The organism is Flavobacterium antarcticum DSM 19726 (assembly GCF_000419685.1).
Taxonomy (GTDB): domain Bacteria; phylum Bacteroidota; class Bacteroidia; order Flavobacteriales; family Flavobacteriaceae; genus Flavobacterium; species Flavobacterium antarcticum.
The window spans coordinates 312,732-337,592 of sequence record NZ_ATTM01000004.1 but is presented as its reverse complement, the minus strand read 5'-3'; the positions used below and the strand labels follow the sequence as shown (position 1 = coordinate 337,592).

Sequence of the window (24,861 nt, the reverse complement as noted above, 5' to 3'; positions counted from 1 at the left end):
TTTAATTATTGCTGTTGAAAGATTGAGTAAGTTGTCCGTTTGCGTTCAATAATTCGTAGTATTTCAAAACTACATTTGCTTTTGCGTAAGCTTGATTGATTTTAGCAGCCAAATCTTGCACATTTGCGTCTAATAAATCTTTAGTGTCTACTAATCCATTATCATATTTGTCTTTTACAATTCGGTAGTTTTCAGTAGTTTGCAACACAGATTGTTTGTAAAGTTGGTCTTGTTTAATGGCTAAATCGTAGTTTTCTTGTGCTTCCACAACCTGACTTTTAATCTGGTCTGTCAAAGCGGCTTCTTGAAATTTACTTTCCTCAAACTTGCTTTTCGCTGCATTTACTTGTTTGCCATTTTTGAAAATACTACTTAAATTATAAGATAATCCTACTCCAAAATTCATCGCATTTTCAACACGAACCACATTTTGTAAATCTAAAGTCGTATAACCTGCAACTAGATTCACAGATGGATAATAATCGCTTTTTGCGACTTTAATTCCAGCTTCAATTGCTTTTTGTTGAAAATGCAACGCTTCTAAATCCTTCCGATTCAAAATCGCTTCACTTTCAGTCGCCGTTTGAAAATTAAATAAATTGGCATCTACATTTTCAGGGCTAACGGTAATTTGTGTATTTGGGTCTAATTTCAAAAGTGTAATTAAATTGTAGTTCAGCAATTTCACGTTCTTTTTGGCTTCCGCCAATGACAATTCGATTTGTGAACTTTGCAATTGCGCTTTCAATAAATCATTTCGCGCCAACAATCCATTTTCCTCCATTGCCGTAAAATCTTTCACTTGCTGATTGCTGCATACTAAATTCTCATCTAATAACTCAACCGATTTTTGTGCTTTATACAAACTTGCATAATACTCAATTACGCGAAGCGTCAAATTCTCCTTTGTATAAGCTGCATTTGCAATCTCTGCTTTATACGTGTTTTCAGAAAGTAGAATACTATTTTTAATTTTAAAACCAGAAAATAGAGGAATTCCAAGATTTGCTTGACCTAAAATCAACTGATTTACTTTTGGTGAAGTATTCGACGGAGCGTCACTAGGAGTGGTAGAAGCTTCTTGAGTTGATTTCAAATTAATATCGGCATTTGTCAATCGCAAGTACTGTCCTGAAATTTTCAAATCGGGATACTGATTCATTTTCGTCGATTGTAACTCGAACGATTTTGTGTTCACTTTACTGTCGGCTAATTTAGATTCGTCACTTTTTGAAAGTGCAATCTTGACTGCTTCGTTTAAGGATAGAACTGTTTTGTCTTGTGCTTTTGCCGAAAATATTCCTAAAACGGAAAATGCAAAAAGCAAGATGGATTTACTTTTCATAAAGTAATAGTGCGTTAATGGTTCGTTTAATGTGTTTTGTTAAATCAGTTTTGACGTAGTTTTCAAAGACTTCGTCGGAGTGTAAATCAAAGATATTTTCGTAGTACGGACGGTTCATTTGGAAGTGAAAAAAAGTACCCAAAATTGTAGGTGCAATTAGATCAATATTTACGTCTAAATTGAAAATTCCAAGGTCTTGTCCTTCCGTAATAATTTGTCGTAAAGAAGCTACATTTCTTTTTTTAACTTGGGTAAATGACTCAAAATTCAGCACTCTTTTTTTTGAAGATAATTCGAAATGCATGATTTTATAAATGTCTTTATTTTGATTAATTCGAGTAATATAAAAGTCAATTAACCGTCCCATTTTTTCTAAAGGCGAAAGTGATTCTTTGAGTAAATTTTCAATTTGAATTGCTAAATCATCGGTGCGAAATAGGACTAGAGCTTCCAACATTTTGTCCTTCGAACCGAAGTAATAAGACACCATTGCTATGTTGATTTTTGCTGCTTTTGAAATGTCTCTAATTGAAGTTCCGTCAAAACCTTTTTCTGCAAAAAGCTTTTCAGCTACTTGCAAAATGCAGATTTGTTTTTCGTTAAAATTAGGCTCCATATTTTTCGTTTTAAAACAGAGGGCAAAATTAAACGTTTGTTTAAGTTAAACGTTTGTTTAATTTGTTTTTAACTTAATTTTAACAAAGTAAAATTAACTCTTTTTCTGGAGTATTTCCACCTTGAATAGTTGATTAAAATTACTTTTAAATACAAAAAAACCACTATAGATAAATTCGATAGTGGTAGTTTTTAGTATTAATATTCAGGAAGTTGTAGTGTTTTATGTAAAGTAAATTATAATATTTTATAGTTTGTCTTATAGAAAAGCTAATATAGATAATTTCCAATTGTAATCGAACAAATTGCCTTAAATTTAATGGGTTATCAAATTTTTAAGCATTACTTTCACATGAGTTATTAAGATGCTTTCAGGATGAAATTGCACTCCTTTTACATCAAGAGTCCGGTGTTGAAGTGACATGATTTCTCCCTCCTCGTCGGTAAAAGTTGACTGTAAAATACAAGGTACATCTGTATCAATAATCCAAGAATGGTAGTGTATAAATTCTAAATTTTCAGATAAATCTCGGAATAAAATCCAACTCAAAACATTGTTTTTATAGTTGTTGCCACGCCCTGTTTTACAATTTTCAACTGCCGTAATTTACCTCAAAAAACTTGTGCAATTGTTAGTTGACCGAGACAGATTTTCAAAGTACTTTTTGACGCAACATAGGTCTCGATTACCTGTTTCAAAAGTCCATCTTCGGATGGTAATCCAGGTCCGGGACAAAGTACAATTTTATTAAACTCTTCTAATTTATCTAGTTAAAACTTTTCATTTCTCAAATAAGTTATTTCCAATTTGGCGCTTCAAAATAGTGAACTAAATTAAAAGTAAAACTACCATAATTGTCGATCATCACAATTTTTTTCAAAGCAGAAAAAGGGTAAAATTAGAGTGCGAAAACAGCCTTTTTTAAGGCATAAAAAAACTCCTAATTCTTGCGAAATTAGGAGTGGAACTTTTATGTTTTATAGCTTCAAATTAGAATGATAATTCAACAGCTAAATCGAAATTATCGTAAATAGTTGCATCTCCTAATCCGTCGAAGAAACTTCCTGATTTATATTTAATATCATATTTAGTTCGGTCTACAATTAATGCTGCGTTCGCTTTTGCATCTTTAACAATCATGTCAAAAGTTACAGGATGTGTAATTCCTTTTAAAGTCAAATCAGCCGTAATTGTGTATAATCCATTTTGCTTCGCAGCAATTTTAGTAAAAACCAATGTTCCTAATGGATATTTTTCAGTTCCAAAAAAATCATCTGCTTTCAAGTGTCCTTCTAATTTTTCTTTACCTCCACCTGCTTTTAAATCTGTAACGTTGATAGAAGTCATGTTTACTACAAAGTTTCCAGCGGTAAGTTTATCACCTTTAAAAGCTAATGCTCCTTCTTTAAATTTTATGATTCCTTCGTGCGAACCAGTTACTTTTTTACCAACCCAAGTAATGTTGCTTTTTGAAGCGTCAATTTTTTTAGTTTGAGCCGAAGCTAATGTTGTAGCCGTAAAAGCTAAAAATGCAAGCGCAATAGTTTTCAAATTTTTCATTTGTAAATTGGTTATAAAATTAAAGTGTAATAAATAATTCTTCGTTCGGTTTTCTTACTTTTCTTAAATATTGGGTCGTGTCAGCGTCGTGCCTGTAGCCTAATGTTACGATTAACGTAGCAGACAGTCCTTTTTCTGTAAGTTGTAAGATATTGTTTACAGTGTTTCTGTCAAATCCTTCCATTGGAGTAGCATCAATCTTTAAATCGGCTGCTGCAGAAAGTAAAGTTCCCAATGCGATGTAGGTTTGTTTTGCAGACCAAACTTCTTTCTCTTCGGGACTAAAAGCAGTCATAACTTTATTCATCATATTCTCGAATCCTGCCAAATTCGTTGTAGGGATTTCACGGATTGCAGCCATGTTTTCGATGTAATTACTAATTTCCTTAGCTCCAACATCTGTAATATTTGCAAAAATTAAAACATCAGAAGCTTCTGTAATTTGCGTTTGGTTCCAAGCTGCAGTTTTAATTTGTTCGCGTAAATCTTCATTATCAACCATAATTATTTGGTAAGGTTGCAAACCATAAGAAGAAGCACTTAATCGAACCGCTTCTTTTAAAATTTCCAAATCTTTCTTTGCGATTTTTTTTGAAGCGTCAAATTTTTTCGTGGCATAACGCCAATTCAGGTTTTCAATAATTGTATGTTCCATTAGTATGATGTTCTTAATTTTTCTAGTAAATTATTTAATGTTTGTAATTCTTCTGTGGTTAAATTTTCGACCCATTTCGATTCAAAATCATCTATTTTAGGGTCGATTTGTGCTAATAGTTCAAGTCCTTTAGCGGTAATAAAAACTTCAATTTTTCTTCTGTTTACCGTGCAGACTTTTCTAGTGCACAATTCTTTCAATAACAATTTATCCACTAATCGAGTGGTATTACTCGTTTTAGCAATCATTCGCTCTTGGATTACGGACATGTTTGCCGGATTTCCCTTTTGACCTCTCAAAATGCGCAAAACGTTGAATTGTTCCGCTGATAAATCGTATGCTTTTAAAACTTCGTTGAACCGTTCTGCCGTGCAATTTTGCGTATACATCAGGTTCAGCAAAGTTTTCTTGGCTAAAGAGACCTCGGTATTCGATTTTATAATTTCTTCTATTTTCATATTTGCTAATGCAAAATTTGTAGGTACAAATATACTTTCCGAATTTATTTGTACATACAAACGTTTAATAATTTTTTGTTAATCTTTTTAACGGAACTTTGCAAAAATCTGTTGTTACACTTTAAATGTATTTTGTATTTTTGAAAAAAAACAAATTATGGATTTGACGCAACAAGAATGGGCAAGTAAACTAGCTGAAGACACGAATGCAATTATTTTAGATGTACGAACGCCGGAAGAATGCAGCGAAGGAATGATTCCAAACGCCATAAATATTGATATTTTTAAAGGACAAGGATTCGTTTATGCCGTTCAGGAATTGGATGCATCCAAAAATTTTTATGTGTACTGCAAAGCAGGTGGCAGAAGTTCACAAGCATGCAGCATGATGAACGAATTAGGCATTGAAAACGCATACAATTTAATGGGCGGTTTCATGAATTGGGAAGGCGAGAAGACGGTTTAATTTTGCTTGGAGCGACTGGCTTGGACATTTGTTCAATCCATTTTCCAGCTTTCCGTTACAATCTTTTTATTCCGAACCCCGGAATAAAAAGGATTTTCACTGCAATCTGGGCTAGTCTAAAATCTTTAGGCTTCTTTTAAACGCTAGTGATTTTTTAAAATCATCTACAGAAATAGATTTCCATAAAAAAAGGCTGACAATTTTTAAACTGTTAGCCTTTTTTATTTCCTCAATTAGTATTTTACTATTCCAAATTTCCTGTCATACGGAAAAGTTTCGGGAGAAGATATTATTTCACACTAATCGCAAAACCACCACTTGTCGCCATTGGCTGTTTTAATTTAGTTTTTGAAGTAACTTTCATTTTCTTAATCTGATATGATTGTGGATTTGTAATGTAATCCGCATCTTTTCCATCTGCATAAATGATGGCTTCAAAAGTTTTTCCTTTTGGTAAAAAGCTAAAATCTACCGTTGCAGTTCGTTTGTTTTCGTCTGTAATTCCACCGATAAACCATTCATTTTTACCTTTTGCTTTTCTAGCAATTGTTATAAAATCGCCAGGTTCGGCTTCAAGAATAAACGTTTCGTCCCAGTCTATTGCAACATCTTTGATAAATTGGAATGCATCCAAATGTTTATTATACGTTTCCGGTAAGTCAGCCGCCATCTGCAAAGGCGAATACATAGTCACATAAAGCGCTAATTGTTTTGCTAAAGTCGTGTGGACAAATGAATTATTATCTGGATTGTAAGCATTAATCTGCGTCTGAAAAATTCCAGGCGTATAATCCATCGGACCTCCCATTAATCTTGTGAACGGCAAAATTGTAGTATGATCGGCATTGTTTCCACCAAAAGATTCGTATTCTGTTCCACGAGCTGATTCATTTCCAATCAAATTCGGATACGTTCTACTTAAACCGGTAGGACGAACCGCTTCGTGTGCATTTACCATAATTTTATATTCGGCAGCTTTTGTCACCGCATATAAATAATGATTATTCATCCATTGTCCGTAATGGAATTCGCCACGCGGAATAATATCTCCCACATAGCCACTTTTCACCGAATTATAGCCATTGTCAACCATAAACTGATACGCTTTGTCCATGTGACGTTCGTAATTTCTAACAGAACCAGAAGTTTCGTGATGCATCATCATTTTTACATTTTTTGAGGCTGCATATTCGTGTAATTCTTTCACGTTAAAATCCGGATAAGGAGTTACAAAATCGAACACGTAATCCTTTGATTTTCCAAACCAATCTTCCCAGCCTTCGTTCCAACCTTCTACTAAAACGGCATCAAATCCGTGTTTTGAAGCAAAATCAATATATTCTTTTACATGAGCTGTATTCGCAGCATGTTTCGGACTTGCTTTAGTCTTGCTGTAATCAAGTTCCCCTAATTTGACACTAGTCATATCATTGTAAGCCCAACTACTTTTTCCAGTTATCAATTCCCACCAAACTCCGATGTACTTCACGGGTTTTATCCAAGAAACATCTTCGTACTTCGTTGGTTCATTCAAATTCAAAATCATTTTTGAAGCTAAAATTTTTCTAGCGTCGTCACTTACAACAATTGTTCGCCATGGCGTTTGCGTTGGCGCTTGCATATAACCTTTATTTCCGATCGCGTCAGGGGTTAAAAACGCATTCAAAATCATATTTTTATCATCTAATTCTAATGACAAACACGAATAGTCAACCAATGCCGCTTCGTGGATATTGATGTACAATCCATCATCAGATTTCATCATCAATGGTGTTTGTAAACCTGTAGCGGAGAATGGATGTTGCGAAGCATTTGGAGTTGTTGCTTCTTTCATTTTTCCTCTAACTTCAGACAATTTGGAAGTTACCGTATTGTATTCTTGGGTGTCAAAATCTCCTGGAAGCCAAAATGCTTTGTGATTTCCTGCCAAAGCAAATTGCGTTTTTTCTTCTTTAATCGTGAAATAATTCAAATTAGATTGCTCCGGAAATTCGTACCTGAAACCCAATCCATCGTCAAATAATCGAAAACGAATATTGATGTAACGGTTGGCAACCGCTTTTTGCTCAATTGAAACGACTAATTCATTGTAGTTATTTTGAATGTTTTTCTGTTCGCCCCAAACAGGTTGCCACGTTTCGTCAAAAGTTGCCGTTGTAATTCCTTTCTGCGAAAAACCTTCTGTAAAAGAAGGAACGTCAATGGTCTCAATTCCCAATTTACTTGATTTGATAACCGGTTTGTTTTTGTATTTCAATTCATAAACAGGTGTTCCATTTGGCGTCAAGCTAAACGTCATCGTCAGATTTTTATTTGGCGATTGCAAAGTTTGTGCTTGAGTGGAGATAATTCCAATTAGTAAAAAAAGGAAAGTAAATAATTTTGTCATTTTGGTTTTCGATTAAAAATACTTAAGTCCGTAAATTTAAGAATTATCGCCACCGAAGACCAATTTCAAAATGATTGTTACTAACAAAAAAACACATTACAACGTTGTAGTTGAATTCTTTGAAGTTTTAATGTTTATAAATCTCGATTTAAATTGTGTAACGAATTTTTCATACCAAATTTTTAAATTTGAGAGAACTAAAAAATTATAACCATGAAAAATTACCACGATTACCAATCCTGCATCGAAGCTTGTTTAAAATGTGCTGCACTTTGCAATCATTGTGCTTCAGAATGTTTGACAGAAGACGATATTAAAATGATGGCGAAATGCATTCAATTTGATATGGAATGTGCCGCTGTTTGTTATGCTGCTGCTCAATTAATGAGTTTAGGAAGTGACAAAGCAAAAGATTTCTGTAAATTATGTGCAGAAATGTGCGAGAGATGTTACCAAGAATGTAGCCAACACGACATGAAACATTGTCAAGAATGTGCTGAAGCTTGTAAAAAATGTGCTGAATTATGCAGACAAATGGCAGGTTAAAAATGTTAGCCACGAATTTTACAATTGGTACGAATTAGGAAGTCTATTCAGATTTCACGATTTTTTTATTATTTAGACATCACTTTATAAGTTGGGTCTTCCAAAATATTGACGTCGATGACCGCTCCGGCATTTTTAAGTAACTGAATACAATCGGTACTTAAATGCTTGAGATGAACGGTTTTTCCGGCGTCATTATATTTTTTTGTCAAACTATTCAACGCGTCAATAGCCGACATATCATTCACACGGCTTTCCTTGAAATCGATAATTACTACAGACGGATCATTTTTTAAGTCAAATTTATCTATAAAGTTCATGGTTGAACCAAAGAATAGTGGGCCATAAATTTCATAATGCTTCACGCCATGTTCGTCAATATTTGTTCTCGCTCGAATACGTTTAGCACTTTCCCAAGCAAAAACTAAAGCGGAAATTATGACTCCAATTAATACAGCTAACGCTAAATTATGTAAATAAATAGTTATTGCAGCAACCAAAATTCCGATAAAAATATCGTGTTTTGGCATCTTTGTAATAATTTTAAAACTTGCCCATTCGAAAGTGCCAATTGCGACCATAATCATTACACCAACTAACGCCGCCATTGGAAGTTGGCCAATTATTGGTGCGCCAAAAAGTATGATTATTAGAATGGTAATTGCAGCAATAATACCTGAAAGTCGGGCTCTTGAACCCGCCGATAGGTTTACTAAAGTTTGTGCAATCATGGGACAACCGCCCATTCCGTAGAAGAATCCGTTTAAGATATTTGAACCTCCTTGAGCTAGACATTCTCGATTGCTTTTTCCGCGAGTTCCGGTCATTTCGTCGACTAAATTTAAGGTTAAAAGACCTTCGGTTAAACCAACTGCTGCGAAAATTAAGGAGAATGGTGCGATGATTTTTAGAGTTTCAAAAGTCCACGGAATATTTGGAATGTGAAAAGGAGGGAAGCCACCTTCAATTGATGCGATATCTTGAACGGTTTTTGTATCAATTCCTAAAACAAGAACCAAAGCAAAAACGACGATAATAGCAACTAAAGAAGCGGGAACAGCTTTAGTGATTTTTGGAAATAAAACTACTATTGCTATTGTTAGCGCAACTAATCCCAACATGATATACAAACTATCTCCTTGAAGCCAAGTTGATTCACCATTGACTACGGCTTTAAATTGTTCGAGTTGCGACATAAAAATGATGACTGCTAAACCGTTTACAAAACCGTACATCACAGGTTGTGGAACGAGTCGGATGAATTTTCCTAGTTTGAAAAGCCCGACGAGAATCTGGAAAACTCCAGCTAAAGCTACTGCTGCAAAGACATATTCAATTCCGTTTGATCGCATTAAAGCAATTACCACAACTACAGTTGCACCAGCTCCTCCTGATACCATTCCCGGACGACCTCCAAAAACAGCGGTGATTAAGCCGGCGATAAATGCAGCATATAAACCAACTAGTGGCGGAAATCCTGCTAAAATAGCAAACGACAACGATTCGGGAATCATCGTCATTGCTACGGTTAAACCGGCTAGAATTTCGTTTTTATAATTTACTTTTTGCGAAAAATCAAATAAGTGTAGTACTTGCTTCATAAGGGTGGAATGCGTTCTAACAGTTTAGTTAAAAAAATAATTAAAAAAGAAGCTTATTTTTTGAAATCCTAAGTTTAAAAAAAGGCTTCTTTAGTTGTATTAAGATGCAAAAATATATAAAATTAGCGATATCACTTTTATATATTTTTCAAGTGAAATGGGATAGCTATAAAATATAAAAAGTTTACTGAATTGTACATTCAGTAAACTTCTTATTAAGGCCACATGTAATATTTAACTAAAACTATTTAACCAAGTAGTTTTTAGTAATGTATATAAAGGTTATCAGGTTTTAGAAATAAATTCTTTCCCTACTTAATCTGATCACTAGCAAATTCTTTTTATAGAATGCACTACTTAGCTTTTTATAATCATCATCATCAAATCTTGTTTGTATTTCATGATGATTTTTTCTTTTTCCATTTCAAGAAGCTCCATTTTCAATTTATCAAACATCTCTGGACCGTATCCTGAACTAAGAACCATAGCTTCTAATTGGCTTTTTTTCTCACCAAATTGAGGAGCATTTTGATCAATCATTCTTGAATCCATTCTATTGTTTACTTGATTTTCATTAGAATTAGATGAACTTGTATTTTGATTGTTCACAGTTTCATTGAATTTTTCCATTTTTTCTTCAGTATTTTGAGGTGTTGGTGTTCCTGTATTGTAATTAGTTGCAACAGGCTCTTGTTTAGCTTGCTCTTCAACTTTTGCCTTTACTTCATTTTTCGCAGCATCTAGATTTTCATTTAAAAATGACAAATCTCCGTCGAATTTAAGGTCTGAATATTCTTCCATTTTTATAGCTTTATTTAATTCGTGTTATTATTTTCTTCATCGCTGTCATCGGATGAGGTATAGTAGCCTTTTTCATTTTCGTTTCCTTCTACTGCATTTTTTGTTCCTGCTTTTGAATCTACTTCCTTGCGGTATAATTCTTCATAATCAGGAGTGTATAATGCATCAGGAACTACATGAACGTCAAAATTAGCTTCTAATTTATTCACTTTATCTAGATTTCCATAAATGTAAATAAAGTGGTTTACCAGTCCAATATTTTTATTACTGTTGTATGTTAACTCTAAATAGCCTGTGCTTTGAGCTGGAATAACATCAAATGTTCCCTTTTTCACAACTACACATCCACATGAAGTTAAAATATCAGTGATTTTAAAAGGCGAATCGCTTTTATTCTCTAATTCAATTATAATATTTAGTTCTTGACCTTGAAGAATTGGATAGTAATGTCTTACTGGATCCACTATTTTCACATCAACTAATTGTTCTTTATAATCACAAGAAACCATCACCGATAAAATCATTAGCAATTTAAGCAAAGAAAATGTTTTCTTTACTATCAAAATTGTAGAATTATTTGTACAAATAAATTTCATCACAAGCGAATTTTTTTATGGTTTTATCACGGTAAATTTTGACTTTAATTTGGTCATTTGTTCCGAGAGGCACTGTTGTTGTTAGCGTCATGCGTTCTGCTGCATCACGTGTTTTTACGGGAGACGTTATTGTTTTTACAATTTTGTCGTTAATTATGATCTCTATTTTTTCTGGAGCGGTTAATTTTAAACGTCCGTCAACGAGGAAATTGAAATTAAAATGATACATTCCTGACTCTTTTGGAGCAGTAATTTCTGCTGAAAAATCATGGGCAGTTACGATCAACCAAGCATTGTGATAATCTGAACTTAAACCTGGAATTCCATCCGTTAATAAAGTTGCATCAGAATAATCTTCGTCAAGTTCACTCGTTACTTTTAAAGTTGATTTCGTGAGCAAGTTTGGTTTTAATGTACCATTTAAAATTACCGTCTGTACATCTTTCAAATAGTTCGAAACTGTTCCTTCGGTCTCGCGCGTTGTAAAAATATCATTCAATTTAAATTGTTCTGAAAAAACATTAAATTGATTTACAAACTGTTCGTTCACCACGATTCTGTTCTCTTGTAGAGTTGCAAAGCCAAATTGTTCGTCGAGTTTATTTGCTAATTCAATTTGCATCGCCGTAAACGTTAAGGCTGTGTATAGTTGGTTCATTCTTATAACTACTTCTTCGTCGCCGCTGTCTTTTGCATCTTTGACTGCATTATAAAAATCAAAAAACTCCTGCTTACTTAAATAAGTTCCCGTCATTTTTTTAACGCCGTTGTATAAATCTAATTTGATGTTTTTGTTTTGCATGACCTTTTCCAACCCCAAAATATAATCTGCAATCATCTGACCTGAAGCACCATAATAAAAGTCACAATATTTAGTAACTAATCCATTTACGTCTAACGTAGGATCTTGCATTAATGCAGCTAATACATAGGTGTGTACCGCATTAAAAGTACTGTAATCATAACCTGCTCCATTGGCAAAAATGCCAGTGACGCCCAACTTTTTAAAAAAATTAAAATTTGTTTTCGCTACCGATAATGTGGCAAAAGGCGTCAAATAATCGTCAAAATTAGAAATGTAATCCCAAACATAAACTGTTGAACATACCTTCTTCCATTTATTAACTTTGGACTCAAACTCTTTTACATAACCGTTATTTAAATCTAAATTCACTTTACGTGGAATATCAATAGAACTGATGAGAACTCCTGTGTTTTTTGGCATTGGAGTAGTAGGCGGTGTATTTACTGTAATGTAATCAATAGTAAAAAACTGATGGCTTGGAAAACGGACCGCTAATTTATTTACCAGCGCTACGACAGAATAACTAGCGTTTGTTTTCGTATTTCCTGCTTTTAAACACAAACTACAAGTACAAACCAGTCCATTATCTGCAGGACTGATTACAAAATTTTGTTGATAGGTTTCTTTTTCGCCAAAATTATCAATTATGTAATCTTCTAAAAATGAATAAACTGCAGGGTTGCTGAAACAAATTTGATTTTTATTCAACGTACCATTTACTGTACTGTAGTATGTATTTTTAGGTGCTTTATTAAGCAGGTTGAAAAGTTGGTGGCCCCAAATTCCCCAATCCTTTTCTACATTATTGGTATTTACAATTACATCGTAATCTTCAACTAAATTAGCTTGCAAATAAGGTTCACGATATTGGAATGCAAATTTTCCATCTTTCGAATCTTTAAAACTGACAATTGATGGTGGTAAATCAGCACCGTTCATTTTAGAATCGTTCGCACTTAATGCCTGAAAATACTGATAGTACAACCAGTAGAGTGTTTTTTTTGACCTTGCTTTGAAAATTAATTTGTTGTCTTTTTTTATAATTTGATAATCATCATTTAACTGTGAGTCAATTGCCACATCAATGAATTGCATCTTCGATGTATTAGATGGAATAGCGTCAACACCTTGCATTAAAACAATTCCAGGAGCTGTTCTTTTCTTAAAATGATGATACAAATAGTTGACTGCATCTTTGTTTTCCTCATTAGGTTTCGTAATTACATAGTTGTCGTATGCAATTGCTTGATCATCTTCTTGGGAAGAACCGCAAGAAAATAATAGAGAACATAATAAAACTTGTAATAAAATCATTTTCATAGAGAATAAGTAGCCGTCAAGTATAGATTATAGAGATTGCTATATTCTTTCGGATTGAATTTAAAGTTGTACCAGTTTCCTAATAAGCCTAAAGTCAATCTTTTATTTACCATATATTGTCCACCAGCACCAACCATGGTGTTAAAAGCATTATAAGAATCATACAAAGCCAAATCTAAAGCACCTGATTCTGGAACTGTACCTACAGAAGTCATTGCTTGTAGAAAACTTTTTCCGTCGTTGAAAATGTAAAACTTAGATTGTGCTAATACATTATATAAGGTTAAAGAAGTATCGGTTTTGTAAATAAATCCTTTTGCGTTTAACCACATGTGATCACTTGTGTGCGAAACTCCCGCGACGATATTCGTTAATGTATAGACATCAGGTAAGTTTCTGTATCCCAGTCCCAATTCTAATTCATAGTCACTTGCAAAATTTCTAAAAACACTTCCGTTGGCAATTATTTGAGCAAAATAGCGCGAACCGTAACCTACATTTGCAATAAAATAAGTTTTTTGATTCAAAACATGCGACCATTCTGCTTGGGCTAAAACGCCAGAACCTAAATCTCTACCTGTATAGTTAATTCTTGCGGTATAAGTATTTTTAGCTGATTGAAAACGTGTATATTCTAATGTTGCAATCGAATTTACATTAATTTCATCGGCAAAACGACTTCTTAAGTAATTTAAAGTGACTTGGTTTCTGTACGATTTGTTTTGCAACCATTCCATTTCCTTATTGAAGGCAGCTGCTTCTAAAGTAGAGGGCGTGTAAAATTTCATGTAGTCAAATGCTTCGCCATATTCCTTTAATAACAAATGAGCTTGACCTTTTTGATATAAAAGTTCTTTATTATTAGGGTTGTATTTAAGTGCTTCATCTGTAATCAGCATCAATTGATCCGCATCTTTTTCTTTATAAAGGACTTTACCGTAATCTAAAGTAAATTGCGTATTGGTATTGATTACATCTTTATTGTATTGATTTTCGGCCAATAATTGTTTTAAAACATTATTTGCTGTTCCAAATTCTCCTTTTGTAGATAGCGCTTCAGCATATTTAGTTCGGAATAAAATACTGTCTGGGTTTGCTTCAATTGCCTGTTCAGCATATTTTAAAAACAATCGATCATCGTTTATACTTGCTGCGGTATTCATTGCATAGGTATACGCCAATTCGCTATCGGGATTTAATGCAATAATTCGGTCGGCTACTTCAAAAACTTTTTGCGTTTGTCCTGCTTCAATTAATTTTTTAAGAAATTGAGTTCCAATTTCATCATAAGCAATCAGGTGATTTTGAAATTCACTTTGACTGGCGTTTTTCATGAACTCTTCATAGATGGTCAAGGCTTCATCGTCGCGATCCATTGCTATTAAAACGCCTACTTTACGAAGTTGGTTGTCAATACTATTTGGATATTCGCTGTTAAGTTTTTGAACAGTAGCGAATGCTTCTTCTTTTCTTCCTAATTTTAAATAGGCTTGCGTAAGTTCCTGCATACTTTTTTCTGAGTAATCATTTTTTGGGAGATTATTCAAAAAGGACAACTGGATTAAAGCTTCGCGGTATTGTTCGTTTAGCATGTTTTCTCTCGCTAATTTGTACTGATAATTGATGTAATTGTCTCTAATATCAGCATCTTCAGGAAAACGGGTATACAGTTTAGCTAAGATTGCGTTTGCTTTTGACTCGTTCCCCATTTGTGTATATAAGGTATATTCTTTTGAAAGAATACTCTTAGTTTCACCACCGGATTTCTTTGCCATGTTGATGTAATTTTGTGCATCCGAATAGAATCCTTTTGACAAAGAAGTATTCAACAAATAATTAAGCGCTTCTGGATTTCCTGGTGAACGCTCTAAAATTTTACCATATAAAGTATAGGGATCGCTGTCGTTTTGAACACGAGCATTTTGCAATAATAACTGATTGTATAAAGTAGTCAATTGACCATTTCCACCTTTGTTTTTCGATTTTATGAAAGACAAAGCTTCGTTATAATCACCGCGATCGGCAAGTATAGACGCTTTCTTTGTAATTAAATACGAATTATTAGGCATGAAAGTTAACGCTCTGTTTGCATAGACAAGTGCTTTGTCGTAATCTCCTGCAGCAAGATGAGTGTTAATTACATCAACATATAAATCAGGATTTGTCTTGTCAACAAGCATCAAATCATTTGTCAATTTTAATGCTTCCTCTAATTTACCTGACTTTTTAAGCGAACTAATTTCAGTTTTTAAATTATATCTATAATCCTCTTGGATTTTTTCATCTTCAGGATAAATTTGATTGATCCGTTTTGATAAACGAGTCGCTTCTTCTGTATTTCCTTGTAAGCGGTATACTTCAATTTTTTTACGCCAAAGTCCTTTCCAATACGGATTTACTTCTAATAATTCGTTGATGTAACAAATTGCAGCAGAATAATGTTTGTCTTCAATTTCAACGTTTGTCAAAATTTGTTTTGCATCTACATTATTGGGATCGTATTGCAAACTTTTTATCAAATTGTATCTTGCTTTATCGTTATTACGTTTGTAATGATAATATTTACCATTCAACATCAGTAAATCGGCATCATACGGCGTATCTTTCAATCCGATGTCTACAATTTGCTTTGCTTCTTCCCAACGTTCTTGTTTGAATAATTTATTCGCCCTTTTAAAATAGGAATCTTCTGTAGCTTGACCATACATTTTATCAGTAGCGATGAAGCTCAGTAAAAGCACAAACGCAACAACTACAGTGTTTTTTAGTATAGAATTTTTTGTAAACATATTTTTATTGTGCTATTGTTTGGGTACTTAATCCCTTTTGTTTGTCTGATTTGTTGTCTTGTGATCCTTGTCGGGTCATTGTTCCCCACTCAAAATCTCGTTTAGTCAAATAATCAATATATCCTCGAATATTAAAAAAAACGATCAACGGGTGGTATATAAATGGTTCTACTAAGCAAAATAATATCAACCGCACATATTCTCTATTTTTAAAACGATGTTCTAGAAGTCGCTCATATAATAAGGTCGTAAGTGAAAGTGAAACTCCAAAAACATAAGCAAAGAATAACATTAAAAAAGCAGTGTCCCAATTAATTCCGCCTACTAAAAGAAGATATATAGTTACAATGTATCCCAGCATTTCAATAATAGGAGCTAAAAACTCATAGATGAAAATATACGGAAATGAAATCAATCCTAATTTTCTAAATTTTCTATTGAATAAATATTTTCGGTGTACAGAAAATATTTGGAATAATCCGCGAGCCCAACGTGTTCTCTGACGATTTAATACACGAAACGAAGGAGGTCCTTCCGTCCAGCAACACGTTTCTGGTACTTGATCAATCTTATATTCTTTCTGGTAATTAATCATGTAAGCAATCATACGCGTCGTCATGTCCATGTCTTCGGCGTGAGATAAAGGATCATATCCTCCGGCTCCAATTGCAATTTCTTTGTCAAATAATCCCAATCCACCTGAAACATTGTGAACCGCATTGATTGTTGAGAAACCTAATTTTCCAATTAAGTAACTGCGTAAATATTCAATTTCTTGGTACAATGGAAATATTCGCGTAGGAAGTCTCGTTTCCACCATAACGCCATTTTCAACTTTACAACTGTTTACCATTCTCATCGTTGCACCAACAGCGATTACACGTGTTTTCGTACTAATGATTGGTAAAATCATTTTACTTAAAGCTTCACGATCCAGTACACAATCCACATCCGTACAAATAAAGTAGGGATATTTTGCTACGTTAACTCCTGCATTAGAAGCGTCGGCTTTCGTTCCGCCATTTTCCTTATCTACAACGATTAGTCTGCTGTATTCCGGGTTGGTAGATTTAAAAATTCGCTTAAATGGTTTGGTTTTAATTTTTTCCACGTAAGCGTAAGTCGTTTCCACCATTTCAAAGTTATCAATAAGCAGTTGCAGCGTATTGTCCTTGCTACCGTCGTTTACAATTACCACCTCAAAAGTAGGATAATTCACGGTCATCATTGAAATCACATTATTAATAATGGACGTTTCCTCGTTAAATGCAGGTGCAATAATGGAGATACCTGGAATAAAGGGTGATTCTCTAAAGATTTTTTCAGTATCAGAACTCTTTTTTGCCACTAATTGGGTCAGTTTGTAAAAAGCCAACACCGCTAAACTTGTATAAATAACAACCAATGAAAAGGCGTAGAAAAATATTAAATATTGGTAGCTGTATAAAATAGTATCCATAAATTGTCAGTAATTAATTTAAAAGCAAAGGATTTTTAATGTGTTCAAAAATAAGTTGATCAAAACCTTTTGCATTACGCTCTAAAACTTCAATCACGCGGTGTCCATTTACTTCTGAACTATAAATTGCGTCTCCAAGTGCTAATTTTAAATCCGTTTCGTATGCTTTTTCAAAAGCGTGAACGTAAAACGGAAGTAAGAATTTATCCGTTTGGATGTGTTTCAAATTATTTATAATAGCCAACTGAACGTTCTCAGAACAAGCGTTGTACTGACGGATTAAGTTGTGAGCCATGTCTTCAATTCCCAAAACATTCAATGTTTCGACAATTTGAATTTTTACCTCATCACTAGGCGTCATTTTAAAGAAATCATATAAAAATTCTTTATTTTCTACTTGATTGTAGTAACCAATTTCGTAGATAAACATGGATTGTAAATTTTCATTTTTTACTTTTGGAACCCATCTAATAAAGTTAGGAATGGTTTGTATTGGTCTGTGTAATAAAATATCGTGGATCTTAATCTTGTCCCAAACGGTAAAATCTTTGTCAAATTCCTCATCAAAAAACTTAAACGGGTCGTGTTGACTCAAGTGAATTTGAGCAATTCGCGCTTTTTTACGAAGCTCACTATTTTTATGATATACTAAGGTAGAAAGTACAGATTCAGAAATAGTAGCACGAAGCTCAATGATATTCTGAAGATTTTCCATTTTTACTTTCAATGAATTATCAGTTAACTTTCCATCCCAGTAAGGTGTTAAGTTAAAAAGACGTGAAAGTGATTGCAGGTTTTCGTAGTTAAATTGTGTTGGAAACTCATTTTTAATAACCAACATTTCATAAACAATATCTTCAGGATCAGAGTGACAACGCGCTTTGATTGTTTCAAAGTCCTGTTCTAAAGTTATAAAAGGAATTACTTCCTCATAAGTCAGAAGCTCTTTTAAAACGGTATAACAATCACTATTGTTTTTACGTTCCTCTTCTCGTTTATCCGCTCTCTTTTTACTATAATAATTAAAAACACTTAAAAGCGCGTAAAAAAGCAGCAGTACTATAAAAAATACGGTCGTGATTACTGCAATTCTGATTACCAAAGGCATGGTAATAAATTTGTAGTAAAAATTCTCGAATAAATTGTAAACTATATACATAGGTTTTGAATATCAGTCAGTTGTAAAATAATAGTAATCACAAAATGGTGGCGTTACCTTTTATTTTCTTTTAAGTGGAGACTGGTAATCCGTGTTATTTTTGTTGGTAAATAAGCACATTTACAATAATCTTCAACTTACTTACAAATGTCATCATATTTAAAACAGAAATCTGTAGCCATATCACAGATAGTAATGTAGAATAATATCTACAAAATCACAGGTAGTTACCTCCGTAAAATGTAGTTATTTATGCCTTTTTTTACATAAAAAAAGCAGTTGAAAATTCATAAATTTCCAACTGCCTCTTCAAAAAATTATAAGTTTTCGCTACTTTTTTTATTTCAAATTGTAAAATTCTTTCTCAATTTGCTCTTGGCAAGATGGATGAGCAATTTCAATTAAAGCTTTCGCTCTTTGCGTCAGCGATTTGCCATATAAATCGGCGATTCCATTTTCGGTAATAATATATTGAACGTGAGAACGCGTTGTAACTACTCCAGCACCTTGTTTTAAAAACGGTACGATTCTACTTTCGCCTCTTTTTGTAATGGATGGCAAAGCGATAATTGCTTTTCCGCCGTCGCTTAATGAAGCACCACGAATAAAATCCATTTGTCCGCCTACACCGGAATACATTTTTGCACCAATGGAATCTGCACAAACTTGTCCCGTCAAATCAACTTCAATGGCAGAATTAATAGCAACCATTTTAGGATTTCTTCGAATTACTGCGGTATCGTTCACGAACGATGATTCTCGCATTTCTACAAATGGATTGTTGTCTACAAAATCATATAATCTTTGGGATCCAATTAAAAAGGTAGCCAAAGCTCTATTTTTAACCACTCCTTTATATTTGCAATTGATTACACCACTTTCAATCAAGTCAATCACACCATCAGAAAACATCTCAGTATGTAACCCTAAATCTTTGTGAGTGGTAAGATTTGCAAGAGCTGCATTTGGTATGGAACCAATTCCCATTTGCAACGTACTTCTGTCGTCAATAAGTGACGCTACATATTTCCCAATCCGTAGTTCGGTTTCTGAAATAGGTTCTGTTCCATGTCCGTGAATTGGCGTGTCGACTTCTACTAAATAATCAATTTTCGAAGCAGCGATTAGGCTGTCGCCAAAGGTTCTAGGCATTCTTTTATTGACTTGAGCAACCACAATTTTGGCATTTTCAATTGCAGCAACGGTAGCTTCTACAGAAGTTCCCAACGAACAGTATCCGTGTTGATCCGGTGGTGAAACGTGAATAAATACGACATCAAGTAAAAGGGCTTTCTTGCGAAATAAATTTGGCAATTCACTTAAAAAAACGGGTGTGTAGGATCCATTTCCACTTTGAATGGTATGGCGAACATTTTTTCCAATAAAAAAAGAATTTACGTGAAAACTTTCGCGGTATTCTGGATTGGCATAAAGCGCTTCTCCTTCTGTATGTAAGTGGCAAATTTCAACATTTTTTAATTCTGAAGCTCTTGCTGTTAAAGCATTTGCTAGAACAGTAGGTGTTGCAGCAGCGGCTTGAATATAGACTCTATTGTTAGATTGAACGACTTTTACAGCTTCTTCGGCAGTGACATATTTGATCATGATTTTTTTATTTCAAAATTAAGTTAACAAAGCAAATGATACTATGATAAATATCAATTTAAGATGGATATATGGATATAAAGTTAGAACAATAAATGATTTTTGAAAAATGAATTGGGTTAGAAATAACAAAGTAAAGGTGATTTAATTTTGATGAAAGTTATTTTTTGGAAAATTATAGCAATGGAACTGCAATGTTTATTTTGCAAATATTCGAAATTAACCTTCTTTTTTCTATAGATTTTTTTGTAAATTGAATTTGTTTAAAAATCAGAATCAAACTAAAATATATGTCGGCATCTTTTGGAGAAAAAGTCATTGCTTTTAATAAAAAATTAGATTTCACAGACGCATTGCCTGATGGTTTTCAGGTTTTGAATCCGTACTTAGATAATCCCGAAACAATGGTGGTTATGGAGCAATTTTACAACAAATTTTATAACGACTCTTTACAGCGAAAATTTATTGTAGGTATTAATCCAAGTCGGCATGGAGCTGGAGTTACAGGTGTTCCTTTCACAGATACTAAAAGGTTGGAAAGTGTTTGCGGAATTCCAATGCATTCCGCTCATACGCACGAAATTTCTTCTGTATATATGTACGACATGATTTCAGAATTTGGCGGAGCTACCGATTTTTACCGGCAGTTTTACGTAAACTCACCTTTTCCATTAGCAATCGTTCGAAGAAATGGAGCAGGGAAGTGGCTGAATGCTAATTATTACGACGATGTAACTCTTTTTAAAAGTGTAAAAGATTTTATGATTTTGAGTTTGCGAAATCACATCAGCCTCGGTTTAGAAACGTCGGAAGTGTATGTTCTCGGTAAAAAAAACGCGCAGTTTATTCAAAAATTAAATGCGGAAGCAAATTTGTTTGGTGACTTAAAAGTATTGGAACATCCGAGGTACATCCAACAATATAAATCAAAGGAAAAACAACTTTATATTGACAAATATATTTTAACGTTAAACAACGAAATATGGATTCCTTGACGTCTTCCACAATTTATACTGTTGGACATTCAACGCATCCCATTGAGGTATTTTTAGCAATGTTGCATTCTTTTAAAATTAAAAAGTTGGTTGATGTTAGAAGGCTTCCAGGATCGCGAAAATTTCCCCAATATGATCAAGATACGTTGCGTGATACTCTGGCGGAACTTGGTATTGAATACATTTACATTGCGGATTTAGGTGGGCGACGAAAAGCCAACAAAGATTCAAAAAACACCACTTGGCGAAATACTTCTTTCCAAGCTTATGCTGATTATATGGAAACGGACGAATTTAAAAACGCGGCTGCAAGTTTGGAGGAAATAGCGGTAGAATCACAAACAGTTTATATGTGTTCGGAAGCCGTTTGGTGGAGATGTCACCGTTCAATGATTTCCGATTATTTAAAAGTACGTGGCTGGAACGTATTGCATATTATGGGAGTGGGAAAATCTCAGGAACATCCCTATACATCGCCTGCTCGAATTGTGAATGGAACGGTGGTATATACCGAAGAAGATTAGAATGATCAATAATTATAATCTAGAATTACATGTTTATTTTTGAAGTATATTCGAATTAAAACTTCCACTATTAAAATTTATTGAATGAAAAAGACTCTTATTATCCTGATTGTATTAGTTACTACGACTTTGAGTTTTTCACAATCGGAAAAATATCATTTGGCATTCGAAAATTTCAAAACGAATTATAATTTGGGTCAATACGATGCCATTTTTGATAGTTTTTCACTAGAAATGCAAAAAGCGTTGCCAATAGCAAATTGCAGTCAGTTTTTCGGTAGACTTCAACTCCAAGCGGGGAAAATTACCAACTTTTCTTTTCAGAAAATGAAAAATCAATCGTATGCGGTTTACAAAACGACGTTTGAACGTGACGTTTTTTCAATTCAAATTTCGATTGACGATAAAGACAAAATCAATGGATTACTTGTTAAGCCTTTAATGCCAACTGCGGCAAGTAGGTTGGTAAACAATTTATCAACATACCCCAAAGAAATTGCAACAATTATATTTGAAAACACTAAAAATTTTCCAACCAACACGCAACTCACTATCGCTATTATTAAGGATGGAAAAACAAATTATTACGGAGTACAGGTTGCAAATGATACATTAATTGAAGTTGTAAATCAGGATAAATGTTTTGAAATTGGTTCGCTGTCAAAAGTTTTTACTTCCACTATATTAGCAGAATTAGTTGTCGCGGATAAATTGAAATTGAGTGATAACATCAATTCGTATTATCCTTTTTCATTTAAAAATAGTAATAAAATTACGTTTGAAAGTCTAGCCAATCATACTTCGGGATTACCAAGATTACCAACTAATTTAGAGGAGACAAATGATGAAACTCCGTATAAAACTTATGGTGCGAAAGAACTTGATTTTTATTTGAAGAACGAGATGCAATTAACGAAAGATGCAGATAATGTCTATGGGTATTCAAATTTAGGAGCGGGTTTATTAGGTTATACGCTTGGAATTTCGCAGAAAACTACATTGCAATCGCTTTTTAAAGATCTAATTTTTAGAAGATATAAGATGAATAATTCGTTTACAAGTTCTAATGCTTTGCCAAACAAATTGGTTCGCGGATTAAACGAAGACGGCGAAGTTGTTTCTAATTGGGATTTTGATGTTTTATTAGGTGCTGGCGGAATTATATCCACAACGGCTGATTTAGTTCAGTTTGCAGAGGCACAATTTGACGTTAAAAATAAGGCACTTGAACTGACGCGAAAAAGCACTTCAACCGTGAACGAATCAATGGAAATTGGACTTGGGTGGCATCTTGTGGATTCTGATAAATCAAAACATTTGATTTGGCACAATGGAGGAACTGGCGGTTATTCGTCGTCAATGGTCTTGGATGTGAAAAATAAAAACGGAATTATTATTTTATCAAATGTTTCTGGATTGAGTTCGCAACATGAAAAAATTGACGCGTTAGGTTTTGAATTATTAAGCGAAATAGAAAAATAAAATTAAACCAAAATTAAAAGTAATTGAGAAAATTAATTCAATTCTATGAGGAGTAACGCTACAAAATCAAAACTGCGCTTGTTGTTGCTATCCGATATTTGGGGGAAAGCCAATGCTGAGTGGATTCAGTATTATTTAAGAAAACTGAGTGACGATTTTGATGTTCACTATTACGATGTATGCGAACTAGCAGGCGTTGATACGACTAACTATACTGCAGAAAATCTACACGCTCAATTTGTAAATGGAGGAATTGAAAAAGCGGTAACGCTTCTTATTCAGAACGAAAAAGAGTCGGCTATAGTTTTAGGTTTTAGTATTGGCGGATTAATTGCATGGAAAGCTGCATTATCTGGATTGTCTATTTCGCACTTATTTGCAATTTCTTCGACAAGATTACGCTATGAAACACAAAAACCCAGCGGTGAAATTAGTCTGTTTTATGGTAGTTTAGATCCGTTTTCTCCTGATGAATCGTGGATGGAGCAAATGCAAATTCAAGCAATTTCTTTTGAGGAAGAAACGCACGAATTTTATAGAGAGAAGAAAATCGCTCATGTAATTTGTGCAGAAATTTTATTAAAACACTCAATTGGAAGGTAATTTATACATAAAAATTTTATTTCTTTCCTGAAAAATTTACATCGGTTTTATAGACTATACTTTACTTTGAAAGTAGAGTGGAAGAAAGATTTATTAAAATTGTACTTGTTAGGTTTCTGTATTTTACAACCTCCAATACCTAATTTTAAAAAGAAATCGCTGCGTAAAATCAGATTTACACAGCGGCTTTAAAAATTGAGTTTAGGAGACGTTTCTAAACAACGATTTGCTTAACAGCACCCACTCGTTGGTGCACAACAACTCTCTCCTTTTTCAGCATAAACGGTTATACTAAAAATAATATTTGGTTTTGAATTGTAATCTGCAATTTCTTCGTCAGATAAATAATTTTTCAAAATATCATTCGGAACGATAATTGGTTTTTCTTTTTGAAGTCGGATATTTGTAAATCCTGCGTTTTTAATTATTTGCAAATAATCCTCTTTTTGAATCGCACTTGCCACACAACCCGCATACATTTCAGCAGCATTTTTGATTTTTTCAGGTAAATTGCCCGTCAAAACAATATCTGAAATACTAAAATGACCACCTGATTTCATTATTCTAAATACTTCTCCAAACGCTTTTGGTTTATCTGGAACAAGATTCATCACACAATTACTTACTACAACATCGGCAACATTTGCAGTTATTGGTAGTTTTTCAATATCGCCCAAGCGAAATTCGACATTATTGAAACCTAGTTTTTCTGCATTAATTCTAGCTTTATCTACCATCGCTTCGGTAAAATCAACGCCAATTACCTTTCCACTTTCTCCTGTTTCATGACGTGCGACAAAACAATCGTTTCCAGCGCCACTTCCCAAATCCACAACTACATTTCCGGGTTGAATTTTAGCGTATTCTGTCGGCAAACCACAGCCTAATTTTAAATCAGCATCAGCAGAATACCCACCTAAATGGTCGTATTCGTCACTCATAATATTATAGACTTCTGTGCTACAGCCTCCACTTCCGCAACAAGAACTCGCATTTGTGTCTTGGTCTTGTAAAGCAATTTCACTGTATTTTTGCTTTACCATTTCTTTAATTTCTTCGTTCGTATTCATGTTTTTTTAAAATTTAG

The 24,861-nt window shown here is 33.8% G+C and carries 22 protein-coding genes; 6 read left to right on the top strand and 16 right to left on the bottom strand.

What is annotated here, in order from left to right; all coding sequences use genetic code 11:
* Nucleotide 1: 1 nt before the first annotated feature.
* From YWA_RS0108885 to YWA_RS0108865, 6 genes are all read right to left on the bottom strand, one after another.
* Nucleotides 2-1,345: a TolC family protein gene (locus YWA_RS0108885; RefSeq protein WP_022828165.1), complete on the bottom strand. Its 1,344-nt coding sequence runs from the start codon at nucleotides 1,343-1,345 to the stop codon at nucleotides 2-4.
* On the bottom strand, nucleotides 1,335-1,961 hold the full coding sequence (locus YWA_RS0108880; protein WP_022828164.1) for a TetR/AcrR family transcriptional regulator: 627 nt from the start codon (nucleotides 1,959-1,961) through the stop codon (nucleotides 1,335-1,337). The genes YWA_RS0108885 and YWA_RS0108880 overlap by 11 nt, the downstream gene beginning before the upstream one ends.
* Nucleotides 1,962-2,276: 315 nt before the next feature.
* Nucleotides 2,277-2,510 carry a glutamine amidotransferase-related protein gene (locus YWA_RS15875; protein WP_316928405.1) on the bottom strand — a complete coding sequence of 78 codons (234 nt, stop codon included), beginning with the start codon at nucleotides 2,508-2,510 and terminating at the stop codon, nucleotides 2,277-2,279.
* Between the two features lie 441 nt (nucleotides 2,511-2,951).
* Entirely contained in the window at nucleotides 2,952-3,521 is a 570-nt protein-coding gene (locus tag YWA_RS0108875) for a YceI family protein (protein WP_022828163.1), read from the bottom strand.
* A 19-nt stretch (nucleotides 3,522-3,540) separates the two neighbouring features.
* Nucleotides 3,541-4,176: an NAD(P)H-dependent oxidoreductase gene (locus YWA_RS0108870; RefSeq protein ID WP_022828162.1), complete on the bottom strand. Its 636-nt coding sequence runs from the start codon at nucleotides 4,174-4,176 to the stop codon at nucleotides 3,541-3,543.
* Complete coding sequence (locus YWA_RS0108865; RefSeq protein ID WP_022828161.1) at nucleotides 4,176-4,634, bottom strand: MarR family winged helix-turn-helix transcriptional regulator; 459 nt, start codon at nucleotides 4,632-4,634, stop codon at nucleotides 4,176-4,178. Before YWA_RS0108865 ends, YWA_RS0108870 begins: the two co-directional genes overlap by 1 nt.
* A 157-nt stretch (nucleotides 4,635-4,791) precedes the next feature.
* Between YWA_RS0108865 and YWA_RS0108860 the strand changes: the two genes are divergently transcribed.
* Nucleotides 4,792-5,100, top strand: coding sequence for a rhodanese-like domain-containing protein (locus YWA_RS0108860; protein ID WP_022828160.1), 309 nt, complete (start codon nucleotides 4,792-4,794; stop codon nucleotides 5,098-5,100).
* Between the two features lie 289 nt (nucleotides 5,101-5,389).
* Here the strand turns inward: YWA_RS0108860 and YWA_RS0108855 are convergent, their stop codons facing one another.
* Complete coding sequence (locus tag YWA_RS0108855) at nucleotides 5,390-7,489, bottom strand: glycoside hydrolase family 97 protein (RefSeq protein ID WP_022828159.1); 2,100 nt, start codon at nucleotides 7,487-7,489, stop codon at nucleotides 5,390-5,392.
* A gap of 213 nt (nucleotides 7,490-7,702) precedes the next feature.
* On the opposite strand from YWA_RS0108855, the gene YWA_RS0108845 reads away from it, so the two are divergent.
* Nucleotides 7,703-8,035 carry a four-helix bundle copper-binding protein gene (locus YWA_RS0108845; protein WP_022828157.1) on the top strand — a complete coding sequence of 111 codons (333 nt, stop codon included), beginning with the start codon at nucleotides 7,703-7,705 and terminating at the stop codon, nucleotides 8,033-8,035.
* 68 nt (nucleotides 8,036-8,103) lie between these two features.
* Here YWA_RS0108845 and YWA_RS0108840 read toward each other — a convergent pair whose 3' ends face one another.
* The 8 genes from YWA_RS0108840 to YWA_RS0108805 form a co-directional block, all read right to left on the bottom strand.
* Nucleotides 8,104-9,636, bottom strand: a complete 1,533-nt coding sequence (locus YWA_RS0108840; RefSeq protein ID WP_022828156.1) for a SulP family inorganic anion transporter — start codon at nucleotides 9,634-9,636, stop codon at nucleotides 8,104-8,106.
* A 357-nt stretch (nucleotides 9,637-9,993) separates the two neighbouring features.
* Complete coding sequence (locus tag YWA_RS0108835; protein ID WP_022828155.1) at nucleotides 9,994-10,437, bottom strand: hypothetical protein; 444 nt, start codon at nucleotides 10,435-10,437, stop codon at nucleotides 9,994-9,996.
* A gap of 14 nt (nucleotides 10,438-10,451) precedes the next feature.
* Entirely contained in the window at nucleotides 10,452-10,976 is a 525-nt protein-coding gene (locus YWA_RS14855) for a DUF1573 domain-containing protein (protein ID WP_245557708.1), read from the bottom strand.
* 34 nt (nucleotides 10,977-11,010) lie between these two features.
* Nucleotides 11,011-13,152: a DUF4838 domain-containing protein gene (locus tag YWA_RS0108825; RefSeq protein ID WP_211214222.1), complete on the bottom strand. Its 2,142-nt coding sequence runs from the start codon at nucleotides 13,150-13,152 to the stop codon at nucleotides 11,011-11,013.
* A 2-nt stretch (nucleotides 13,153-13,154) separates the two neighbouring features.
* A complete protein-coding gene (locus tag YWA_RS0108820) occupies nucleotides 13,155-15,947 on the bottom strand; it encodes a YaiO family outer membrane beta-barrel protein (protein WP_157505322.1) in 2,793 nt (930 codons plus the stop codon).
* 4 nt (nucleotides 15,948-15,951) lie between these two features.
* On the bottom strand, nucleotides 15,952-17,406 hold the full coding sequence (locus YWA_RS0108815) for a glycosyltransferase family 2 protein (RefSeq protein ID WP_022828151.1): 1,455 nt from the start codon (nucleotides 17,404-17,406) through the stop codon (nucleotides 15,952-15,954).
* A 13-nt stretch (nucleotides 17,407-17,419) separates the two neighbouring features.
* The gene (locus YWA_RS0108810) at nucleotides 17,420-18,565 is read right to left on the bottom strand and encodes a hypothetical protein (RefSeq protein ID WP_022828150.1); all 1,146 of its coding nucleotides are present in this window, start codon (nucleotides 18,563-18,565) and stop codon (nucleotides 17,420-17,422) included.
* A gap of 339 nt (nucleotides 18,566-18,904) precedes the next feature.
* On the bottom strand, nucleotides 18,905-20,170 hold the full coding sequence (locus YWA_RS0108805; protein ID WP_022828149.1) for an acetyl-CoA hydrolase/transferase family protein: 1,266 nt from the start codon (nucleotides 20,168-20,170) through the stop codon (nucleotides 18,905-18,907).
* Between the two features lie 290 nt (nucleotides 20,171-20,460).
* Between YWA_RS0108805 and YWA_RS0108800 the strand changes: the two genes are divergently transcribed.
* From YWA_RS0108800 to YWA_RS0108785, 4 genes are all read left to right on the top strand, one after another.
* Nucleotides 20,461-21,165: an SMUG2 DNA glycosylase family protein gene (locus YWA_RS0108800; RefSeq protein ID WP_022828148.1), complete on the top strand. Its 705-nt coding sequence runs from the start codon at nucleotides 20,461-20,463 to the stop codon at nucleotides 21,163-21,165.
* Complete coding sequence (locus YWA_RS0108795) at nucleotides 21,153-21,689, top strand: DUF488 domain-containing protein (RefSeq protein WP_022828147.1); 537 nt, start codon at nucleotides 21,153-21,155, stop codon at nucleotides 21,687-21,689. Before YWA_RS0108800 ends, YWA_RS0108795 begins: the two co-directional genes overlap by 13 nt.
* Nucleotides 21,690-21,773: 84 nt before the next feature.
* Nucleotides 21,774-23,171 carry a serine hydrolase gene (locus YWA_RS14850; RefSeq protein ID WP_022828146.1) on the top strand — a complete coding sequence of 466 codons (1,398 nt, stop codon included), beginning with the start codon at nucleotides 21,774-21,776 and terminating at the stop codon, nucleotides 23,169-23,171.
* Nucleotides 23,172-23,216: 45 nt separating this feature from the next.
* A complete protein-coding gene (locus YWA_RS0108785) occupies nucleotides 23,217-23,774 on the top strand; it encodes an alpha/beta fold hydrolase (RefSeq protein ID WP_022828145.1) in 558 nt (185 codons plus the stop codon).
* 230 nt (nucleotides 23,775-24,004) lie between these two features.
* Here YWA_RS0108785 and YWA_RS0108780 read toward each other — a convergent pair whose 3' ends face one another.
* Nucleotides 24,005-24,844, bottom strand: coding sequence for an arsenite methyltransferase (locus YWA_RS0108780; protein WP_022828144.1), 840 nt, complete (start codon nucleotides 24,842-24,844; stop codon nucleotides 24,005-24,007).
* Nucleotides 24,845-24,861 lie beyond the last annotated feature (17 nt).